Raw genomic sequence first — 7606 nt, forward strand, 5'->3', positions numbered from 1 at the left:
GGCCGGTGGCCGGCGGCCGGCCACCGCCCGTTCCCGCTCGCGCACGTCGCGGTCCGGGCGTGGTCCGGGCGCGGTCCGGGACGGCCGGGTCGCCGCGCCACGACCCGCTTCGGCGGCGTCGGCCGCGTCACTGCGGTGGACGCAGGGGCGGTGCCGAGCCAGACGTGGCGTCAGCGGCTTTCCAGGCGTACGTGGAGTTCTCGTTCCTGGTCGCCGGAGGCCGTGCACAGATCCTGGACGGTGAACAGGGAGTCCAGGGTCGTACGGAACCGGTCGATCGCCCAGTAGCCGCCCTGCACGTCGGCCGTGACGGACGCCCCGAGCCGGATGGGGCCGCAGCCGGCCCCGTGCTCCTCGGCCACGTCGAAGGTGCCGAGCCACACCGTCGGGCGCACCTCGTGGTAGTCGCGGGGCACATCGTCCGCGCACCGGTCGGAGGAGAAGCAGGCGCACAGGGTGTCGAACACGATCCGGGCGTCTTCCTTGGTGCATCCGCTCAGCTCCACCGAGACGGATTCGGGGTGGGCTCGCTCGCTGTCCATCGTGATCGCTCCTCTCGTGGCCGCGCCGCGTACCGCACTCGGCGCTCCACCCCCGGTCCTCAGCAAAGCACCATCTCCCAGGAGAACACCACCGGCGGCCCCCCACATCTCGCGACGGCGGTCCGTCCGGCTGATTCGGCGGGACGGCCCCCGTTGTATTGGGAGATGGTGGAAAGAGGCGACAGACCGTCGGAGAGGTGAGCGTGAGCGCGGTACAACAGGGTGGGTCGGCACCGGGGACGGCGGGCCGCGCGAACGGGCGAAGGCGGTGGGCGGGATGACTGCAGCGGGGGCTCCTCCGGCCGAGGGCGGCGAGCCGGATAGCGGGCCCGTACGGCCCAGCGGGCTGCTCGACGTACTGGGCGTGGCCTCGGTGGTCCTCGACGCCCAGGGGCACATCGTGCTGTGGAGCCCCCAGGCCGCGGACCTCTTCGGCTACTCGGCGCAGGAGGCGCTGGGCCGGTACGCCGCCCGGCTGATGGTCCACGAGCAGCACCTCGACCTGGTCGTCAAGCTGTTCACCGACGTCCTGCGGACCGGCCGGGGCTGGGCCGGTGCCTTCCCCGTGCGGCACAAGGACGGCGGCACCCGGCTGGTGGAGTTCCGCAACATGCGCCTCCTCGACGGCCAGGGGGAGGCCTACGCGCTGGGACTCGCCGCCGACCAGTCGACCGTGCGGCGGCTGGAGCGGGACGTGGCGCTGTCCGCGCGGATCGTCTCGCAGTCCCCGATCGGGCTTGCCGTACTGGACAACCGGCTGAGGTACGTCTCGGTCAACCCGGCCCTGGAGCGGATCAACGGCATACCCGCCGCGCAGCACGTGGGCCGGACGACCCGCGAGCTGCTGCCCGAGTGGGACCACGAGGCCCTGGAGGCCGGCGCGCGCCGTGTGCTGGAGACCGGGCAGCCCCTGGTCGACCGGTCCACGGTCGGCCGGACCCCGGCCGACCCGGACGAGGACCACGCCTGGTCGTTCTCGCTGTACCGACTGGAGGACGCCGCCGGCACGGTGCTGGGCGTAGCCGTGTCGATCGTGGACATCACCGAGCAGCACCGGGCGGGCATCGCGGCGGAGACCGCGCGCCGGCGCCTGGCCCTCATCGCCGACGCCTCGGCCCGGATCGGCACCACCCTGGATCTGGAGCGCACGGCCGGCGAGCTGGCCGACGTCGCCGTCCCCGAGCTGGCGGACGTGGCGGCGGTGGACCTGCTCGAGTCCGTGACCGCGGGCCGCCGCAGCAGCCTCGGACCGGCCGAGCCGGCGGTGATCCGTGCCCTGGCCGTACGGGCGGACCACGCCGCGGACGCCCTGGAGGCGGCCGATCCGCCCGGCCGGACCGCCCGCTACGGCCCCGACCGCCTGGTCACGCGCTGTGTGCGCACCGGGCGTCCGGTGCTGGTGGCACAGGTCAAGGACGAGGACCTGCCGGTGATCGCCCGCTCCCCGGAGGCCGCCGTGCTGCTGGGCCGCGCGGGCGTGCACTCGTATCTGGCCGTGCCGCTGATCGCGCGCGGCGAGGTGCTGGGCGCGCTGGACCTCAAACGCACCCGCAACCCGCGGCCGTTCAGCGCGGACGACGTCCTGCTGGCCGGGGAGCTGGCCGCCCGCGCGGCCGTGCAGATCGACAACGCCCGCTGGTACCAGAGTGCCCGCGACACCGCCCTCACCCTGCAGCGCAGCCTGCTGCCCAGTCACCCGTCCGTCACCGGAGGGCTCGAGGTCGCCTCCCGCTACCAGCCGGCGGGGGCCACCGTGGAGGTGGGCGGCGACTGGTTCGACGTGATCCCGCTGGAGGGCGACAGGACGGCGCTCGTCGTGGGCGACGTCATGGGCAGCGGGATCGGCGCGGCGGCCACGATGGGGCGGCTGCGCACCGCGACGAAGGCGCTGGCCTCGCTCGAGCTCGATCCCGCGCAGCTGCTCGCGCACCTCGACCGGATCACCGACGGCCTGGACCACTCCATCGCCACCTGTCTGTACGCCGTCCACGACCCGCACGAGCGGCAGTGCCGGATCGCCAACGCCGGGCACCTGCCTCCGGCCCGGATCCCCGTGGGCCGCGCCCCGGAGCTGCTGGACCTGCCCACCGGGGTGCCGCTGGGCGTGGGAGGCGTCGCGTTCTCCACCACGACGGTGGACCTGGAACCCGGCGACCAGCTGGTGCTCTACACCGACGGGCTCGTCGAGACGCGCCGGGACCCGCTGGACGAGCGCCTGGAGATGCTGCTGACGCTGCTGGACGGCCCGCCGCGGTCCCTGGAGGAGCTGTGCGACCTCCTGCTGCGCACGCTGCACCAGCCGGACAACCACGACGACGTGGCCCTGCTCGTCGCCCGCGCGCAGGGGTTGCCGTAGCGCCGGGCCGACGCTCAATTATTGTGCAACTAGTTGCACAATGCCCTCCGTGTCCTCTACAACTGGACAGGCACGACACCGCCTACGGAGGGCCCGATGAGCCGTTACCCGCATTTGCTGAGCCCGCTCGAGCTGGGGTTCACCACGTTGCCCAACCGCGTGCTCATGGGCTCCATGCACGTGGGCCTGGAGGAGGCCGAGCGGGGGTTCGAGCGGATGGCGGAGTTCTACGCCGCCCGGGCCCGCGGGGGAGTGGGGCTGATCGTCACCGGCGGTATCGCCCCCAACGAGGAGGGCCGGCCCTACGAGGGCGGGGCCAAGCTCACCACCGATGAGGAGGCCGCCCGGCACGCGGTCGTGACCGGGGCCGTGCACCGCGAGGGCGGGCGGATCGCCCTGCAGATCCTGCACTTCGGCCGCTACGCCTACCACCGCGACCTGGTCGCCCCCAGCCCTCTTCAGGCCCCCATCAGCCCCTTCGTCCCGCGCGAGCTCACCGACGCCGACGTCGAGCGGACCATCGACGACTACGTCCGCACCGCCCGCCTCGCCCGCCGGGCCGGCTACGACGGCGTGGAGATCATGGGCTCCGAGGGCTACCTCATCAACGAGTTCATCGCCACGCAGACCAACCACCGCACCGACCGCTGGGGCGGCCCGTACGAGAACCGGATGCGCTTCCCGGTCGAGATCGTGCGCCGGGTGCGCGAGGCCGTCGGCGAGGACTTCATCGTCATCTACCGGCTGTCCATGCTGGACCTCGTGCCCGGAGGCTCGACCCTGGACGAGGTCGTCACGCTCGCGAAGGCCGTCGAGGCCGCCGGGGCGACCCTCATCAACACCGGCATCGGCTGGCACGAGGCCCGCATCCCCACCATCGCCACCTCCGTGCCGCGCGGCGCCTACGCGTTCGTCACCAAGAAGCTGATGGGCGAGGTCTCCGTCCCGCTCGTCACCACCAACCGCATCAACACCCCGGACGTGGCCGAGCAGTTGCTCGCCGACGGATACGCAGACATGGTCTCCGTGGCCCGCCCGATGCTCGCCGACCCGGACTTCGTCAACAAGGCCGCCGCCGGCCGCCCCGAGGCCATCAACACCTGCATCGGCTGCAACCAGGCCTGCCTGGACCACACCTTCAGCGGGCAGATCACCTCCTGCCTGGTCAACCCGCGCGCCTGCCACGAGACCGAACTGATCCTGTCCCCGACCCGACGGCGCAAGCGCGTCGCCGTCGTCGGCGCCGGGCCCGCCGGGCTGGCCTGCGCCGTCAGCGCCGCCGAACGCGGCCACCAGGTCACCCTGTTCGACGCCGCGAGCGAGATCGGCGGCCAGCTCAACGTCGCCCGCAAGGTTCCCGGCAAGCAGGAGTTCGACGAGACCCTGCGCTACTTCCGCCACCAGCTCGACGCGCACGGCGTCGGCGTACGCCTGAACACCCGGGTGGACGCCGGCGATCTCGACGGCTACGACGAGGTCGTCGTCGCCACCGGCGTCACCCCCCGCACCCCCGAGATCCCCGGCATCGACCACCCGCGCGTCCTCGGCTACCTCGACGTGCTGCAGGGCGACGCCCCCGTCGGCGACCGGGTGGCGATCCTCGGCGCCGGCGGGATCGGCTTCGACGTGGCCGACTACCTCACCGACAGCGGCGACCGGGCGAGCGAGGACCCGGCGACGTACTTCCGCCACTGGGGCGTCGACATGGACCACCGCTCGCCCGGCGGCCTCGCCGAGCCCGAGCGGCCCGCACCGCCGCGCACCGTGCACCTGCTGCAGCGCAAGCCCACCAAGGTCGGCGCCGGACTCGGCAAGACCACCGGCTGGATCCACCGCACCGAGCTCAAGCACCGCGGCGTCACCATGGTCCCCGGCGTCCGCTACGACCGCATCGACGACGCCGGGCTGCACATCACCGTCGACGGCGCGAGCACCGTCCTGGAGGTGGACACGATCGTGCTGTGCACCGGACAGGAACCCCGGCGCGAGCTGTACGAGGAACTTCTCGCCGCCGGGCGCGAGGCGCACCTCATCGGCGGGGCGGACGTGGCCGCCGAGCTGGACGCCAAGCGCGCCATCAAGCAGGGCACGGAGCTGGCGGCGGCCCTGTGACCGGACGCCGGGGCGGCGGCGGGCGTACGGCCCGTCCCTAGGATGACCTCCATGTCACTCCCGCACGCGATCCTCACCGCCCTGCTCGAAAAGCCGTCGTCGGGGCTCGAGCTGACGCGCCGCTTCGACAGGTCCATCGGCTACTTCTGGTCGGCGACGCATCAGCAGATCTATCGCGAGCTGGGGAAGCTGGAGGCGGACGGGCTGATCCGCACCCTGCCGTCCGAGCAGCCGGCCCGCGGGCAGAAGAAGAGCTACGAGGTCCTGCCCGCGGGCCGCGCCGAACTGGCCCGCTGGACCGCCGCCGCCCAGGAGCCGAAGCCGCACCGCGACGCCCTGCTGCTGCGGCTGCGCGCCGCGGCCGTGGTGGGCACCGCGGGTCTGGAGGCCGACCTCAGACGTCATCTGGAGCTGCACGAGCGGCAGTTGGAGGAGTACCGGGAGATCGAGCGGCGTGACTTCCCGCCCGGCAGGGACAGCCCCGAGGACCGGTTGCGGCATCTGGTGCTGCGGGCCGGCATCGACCTGGAGACCTTCTGGACCCAGTGGCTCCGGCACGCGCTGGAGGAGTTCCCCGAACTGCCCGGTCACGGGCCCCGGTGACGGCGCTCCCGGCCGCTCAGAGCCGGTACGGCTTCGAACGGCGGCGCAGCACCCAGCCCGTGGCGATCAGCGCGGCGCCGACCAGTGCCCCGCCCACCGCGAACGTGACGGGCCCGTAGTCCTTGGTGCCCCCGCCCAGACCGCCCGCCACACCACGGGGCGGCGCGGACGTGGCCGAGATCGTCGGGGTGTTGCGGACGGCTCCGGAGACGGCGATGGACTGGGTTCCCGCGGTGATGTTGTTGGAGCACACGACGATCACGGTGTAGGTGCCCGGGCTCACGCTCTGCCAGGCGGCGGTCTGGCTGGTCCTCGTCCCGGTCAGCGCCACCTGGCGCCCCTGGGTGAAGTTCGTCTGGCTGCTGGTGAGCAGTGAGGCCGTGCCCCAGCTGCCGTTGACCTGGGTGCACGTGCTGGTCGTGACGGTCACGGTCGAGCCGCTGGCTCTGACGGAGATCCCCGGCCCGGCGGCGGCGGGCCCGGCGGCGAGACCGGCCGCGAGCGCGGCGGCGGCTGCCGCGACCGGGCCGGAGCGCAGGAGTGGCTGAGTGTGGCGCATGGGACTGTCCTCCGGCGGCACGGTCGGCGACCATCCCGTGTGCCGCCGGAGATAGGGGAATCGCCCGTGCTGCCTCGCAGTCAGCCAACCTCCCGCGCCCGCACAGGGCACGCGGGGCGCGTCCGTTCGGGTGAGCCGCACGCCCTACGGCTGCCCCGTCGTCACCGTCCGCTCGGGTGAGAAGCCGCCCCAGGTGCCGTCCGGCAGCATCGCCCGGATCCGCACCCGGTGGGTGACCCCGGCCTCGCGCCCGACGTAGAAGCTGTACGACGCCTTCTCGTGCGGGGCGGTGCCGCCCCAGACCAGGGAGGTGGCCGGCTGTCCGTCGAGCTGGATCTGATAATGCGTCACCACCCCGTCGGTGCACGGCGGAACCCAGCTCAGGTCGAGGTAGTGGGAACCGTCCGCCCGGTGGGTCGTGGCATGGAAGGCGGAGGGCGCGGTGGCCCGGCCGTCGTCGGAGCCCGGCGCGGTGGTGAGCCGGACGGCGGTACTGGCGGGGGAGAGGTTGTCGGCGGCGTCGCGGGCCCGCACGGTGAAGGTGTAACGGGTGTCCGGCCGCAGGCCCATGACCACGGTCGCCGTCTGGTTGCCGCCCACGCTGTGGATCTTCGTGCCGGCCTGGTGGACCTCGTAGGAGACCACGCCCCGGTCGTCCGTCGACGGAGACCGGGACAGCTGGACGGCCCGGCTGCCCACCGCCCGGCCGTGCGCGTCGAGAGGGCGGGACGGAGCCGAGCGGTCCGCGGCGGCGGCCGGAGTCGTCGCCCGCACCGATCGGCTGCGCGGGCCGAGCCGGCCGTCGGTGTCCCGGGCCCGCACGGTGAAGACGTACGTGGTCGAGGGGCTGAGCCGGGTGACGTCCACCATGTGCTCGGACGCCGGCACGTCCTTCACCTTCGTGGTGCCCCGGTACACCTCGTACCCGGCGACGCCCGAGGCCGCGGGCGCCGCGTTCCACATGACGTGCACGCTGGTCGCGCTCCCGGCCGCCGCGGTGACACCGGTCGGCGCCCCGGGCATCCGGCCGCTCCCGCCGCCGTCGGCGACGCTCCGGCCGCAGGCGGCCAGCAGCGCCGGCACGAGGCACAGGGCCACGACACGCCCGAGCACGCGGTGAGAGCGGGAAGCGGGGGCGGGAACGCGTCGCACGAGGCCGGTCTCCCTTCTCGGCAACGGCTTCGGCGGCGGCGCGGACGACCCGGACGCCGCACGGGCAATGGTCCGGACCAATGTGACGCCTCGATGGGGCCGCATCAAGAGGGCCGCCGTCCAGGGAAGCTGCGGGGCGTTACGTGTGCTGGAACCTCTGCCGGGACGAACCCCCTTGGGTTGCGGGGGAGTTCACGCCGCGGCGCGGGCCGCTTTCGTCGCCGGTGCCGCGGCGGCGCGGGCGGCCGGGGGGCGGGCCGACCGCGGGCATGGTCCCCCGGC

6 protein-coding genes are annotated in these 7606 nt (G+C 73.6%); 3 read left to right on the forward strand and 3 right to left on the reverse strand.

The features are described 5' to 3' along the window. Positions 1-170: 170 nt before the first annotated feature. Positions 171-542: a hypothetical protein gene (locus tag DEP02_RS19495; protein ID WP_112468974.1), complete on the reverse strand. Its 372-nt coding sequence runs from the start codon at positions 540-542 to the stop codon at positions 171-173. 277 nt (positions 543-819) lie between these two features. Between DEP02_RS19495 and DEP02_RS19500 the strand changes: the two genes are divergently transcribed. From DEP02_RS19500 to DEP02_RS19510, 3 genes are all read left to right on the forward strand, one after another. Further along, positions 820-2898 (forward strand): SpoIIE family protein phosphatase, encoded by a 2079-nt coding sequence (locus DEP02_RS19500; protein ID WP_112468975.1) that lies wholly within the window; start codon positions 820-822, stop codon positions 2896-2898. Between the two features lie 96 nt (positions 2899-2994). Beyond that, positions 2995-5010: an NADPH-dependent 2,4-dienoyl-CoA reductase gene (locus DEP02_RS19505; RefSeq protein WP_112468976.1), complete on the forward strand. Its 2016-nt coding sequence runs from the start codon at positions 2995-2997 to the stop codon at positions 5008-5010. A gap of 51 nt (positions 5011-5061) precedes the next feature. Further along, the gene (locus DEP02_RS19510; protein WP_112468977.1) at positions 5062-5613 is read left to right on the forward strand and encodes a PadR family transcriptional regulator; all 552 of its coding nucleotides are present in this window, start codon (positions 5062-5064) and stop codon (positions 5611-5613) included. A gap of 16 nt (positions 5614-5629) precedes the next feature. Here the strand turns inward: DEP02_RS19510 and DEP02_RS19515 are convergent, their stop codons facing one another. Together DEP02_RS19515 and DEP02_RS19520 are read right to left on the reverse strand one after the other, a co-directional pair. After that, entirely contained in the window at positions 5630-6172 is a 543-nt protein-coding gene (locus DEP02_RS19515; RefSeq protein ID WP_112468978.1) for a hypothetical protein, read from the reverse strand. 144 nt (positions 6173-6316) lie between these two features. Then, a complete protein-coding gene (locus DEP02_RS19520; protein WP_438947778.1) occupies positions 6317-7324 on the reverse strand; it encodes a fibronectin type III domain-containing protein in 1008 nt (335 codons plus the stop codon). Between the last annotated feature and the right edge of the window lie 282 nt (positions 7325-7606).

The organism is Streptomyces triticisoli (assembly GCF_003270085.1).
In the GTDB taxonomy this organism is placed as follows: Bacteria; Actinomycetota; Actinomycetes; order Streptomycetales; family Streptomycetaceae; genus Streptomyces; species Streptomyces triticisoli.

Excerpts from the sequence above, each read along its gene's own strand:
- DEP02_RS19495 (WP_112468974.1), bottom strand. The coding sequence starts at position 542 with ATGGACAGCGAGCGAGCCCACCCCGAATCCGTCTCGGTGGAGCTGAGC.
- DEP02_RS19500 (WP_112468975.1), top strand. The coding sequence starts at position 820 with ATGACTGCAGCGGGGGCTCCTCCGGCCGAGGGCGGCGAGCCGGATAGC.
- DEP02_RS19505 (WP_112468976.1), top strand. The coding sequence starts at position 2,995 with ATGAGCCGTTACCCGCATTTGCTGAGCCCGCTCGAGCTGGGGTTCACC.
- DEP02_RS19510 (WP_112468977.1), top strand. The coding sequence starts at position 5,062 with ATGTCACTCCCGCACGCGATCCTCACCGCCCTGCTCGAAAAGCCGTCG.
- DEP02_RS19515 (WP_112468978.1), bottom strand. The coding sequence starts at position 6,172 with ATGCGCCACACTCAGCCACTCCTGCGCTCCGGCCCGGTCGCGGCAGCC.